This is a genomic window from Dietzia aurantiaca (assembly GCF_021033825.1).
Taxonomy (GTDB): Bacteria; Actinomycetota; Actinomycetes; order Mycobacteriales; family Mycobacteriaceae; genus Dietzia; species Dietzia aurantiaca.
This window is the reverse complement of record NZ_JAIFXZ010000030.1, coordinates 1-1472: the sequence shown is the minus strand read 5'-3', so window position 1 is coordinate 1472 and position 1472 is coordinate 1. Positions and strand designations below refer to the sequence as shown.

At 69.0% G+C, this 1472-nt stretch carries 2 protein-coding genes; both read left to right on the top strand.

The window, feature by feature from the left end; translation table 11 throughout:
• Nucleotides 1-6 precede the first annotated feature (6 nt).
• A complete protein-coding gene (locus tag K3888_RS17475) occupies nt 7-783 on the top strand; it encodes a CoA transferase subunit A (RefSeq protein WP_230931552.1) in 777 nt (258 codons plus the stop codon).
• Nucleotides 783-1448 (top strand): 3-oxoacid CoA-transferase subunit B, encoded by a 666-nt coding sequence (locus tag K3888_RS17470; RefSeq protein WP_230931551.1) that lies wholly within the window; start codon nt 783-785, stop codon nt 1446-1448. Before K3888_RS17475 ends, K3888_RS17470 begins: the two co-directional genes overlap by 1 nt.
• Nucleotides 1449-1472 lie beyond the last annotated feature (24 nt).

Here is a 1472-nt window from a genome sequence, read left to right as displayed (position 1 = left end):
GAGTGTATGTCCAGCAAGATCATGACCGCGGCGGAGGCCGTCGCGGATATCCCGGCCGGGGCGTCGATCGCCGCGGGAGGGTTTGGCCTGGTGGGGATCCCCCAGGTCGTCATCGAGGCGCTCGCCGCGCGCGACGTGGGGGACTTCGAGGTGTTCTCCAACAACGCCGGTGTCGACGGCAAGGGCCTGGGGATTCTTCTCGAGACCGGCAAGCTGCGGCGCATCGTGGCCTCGTATGTGGGGGAGAACAAGGAGTTCGCCCGCCAGTACCTGTCCGGTGAGCTGGAAGTCGAACTGACCCCGCAGGGCACGCTGGCCGAGCGGATGCGCGCCGGCGGTTCCGGGATCGGGGCCTTCTTCACCCGCACCGGCGTGGGCACCTTCGTCGCCGACGGTGGGATGCCGTGGAAGTACGACTCCGACGGTGGCGTGGCTGTGGAGTCCCCGCCCAAGGAGACCCGTGAGATCCGCGGCCAGACCTACGTTCTCGAGCAGGCCATCGAGGCGGACTTCTCCGTCATCCGGGCCGCGGTGGCCGACCGCAGCGGCAATCTGCGGTTCAACCTCACCGCCCGGAACTTCTCGCCGCTGGCCGCGATGGCCGGCCGCGTGTGCATCGTGGAGGCGGAGAAGATCGTCGAGGTGGGCCAGCTCGCGCCGGACGACATCCACCTGCCCGGCATCTTCGTTCACCGCCTGGTGGAACTGACGCCCGAGCAGGTCGCCGGGACCAAGTGGATCGAGAAGACCACCACCAACCCGCCCTCGGAAGGACAGCGCTGATGAGCAACACCGCCACGCCCGCCCGCCGCGACCGCCAGGCCATGGCCGCCCGCGCGGCTCTGGAGTTGTCCGACGGGCAGTACGTCAACCTGGGGATCGGCCTGCCGACCCTGGTGCCCAACTACGTCCCCGAAGGCGTCGAGGTGACGCTGCAGTCCGAGAACGGCCTGCTGGGCATCGGACCGTACCCGCACCCCGACGAGGTGGACCCGGACCTGATCAACGCCGGCAAGGAGACCGTCACGACCCTGCCCGGCTCGTCGATCTTCGACTCGGCGACCAGCTTCGGGATGATCCGCTCCGGCAAGATTGACGTGGCCATCCTCGGCGCGATGCAGGTCAACCCCGCCGGCGACATCGCCAACTGGATGGTGCCCGGGGCCATGGTCAAGGGCATGGGCGGCGCGATGGACCTCGTCGTGGGGGCCCGACGGATCGTGGTGGTGATGGACCAGGTCGCCAAGGACGGCTCGTCCAAGATCGTCTCCGAGATCACCCTGCCGCTGACCGGGCTGGGATGCGTGAACCGCATCATCACCGAGCTCGGGGTGTTCGACCGCGACTCCGGCGGCCTGACCCTGATCGAGCTGGTCGACGGAGTCACCCTCGAGCAGATCACGGCCGCCACGGACGCACCCTTCGAGGTGGCCGACCACCTGAAGTGACACCGACCCCGGCGGCGGCCGGGC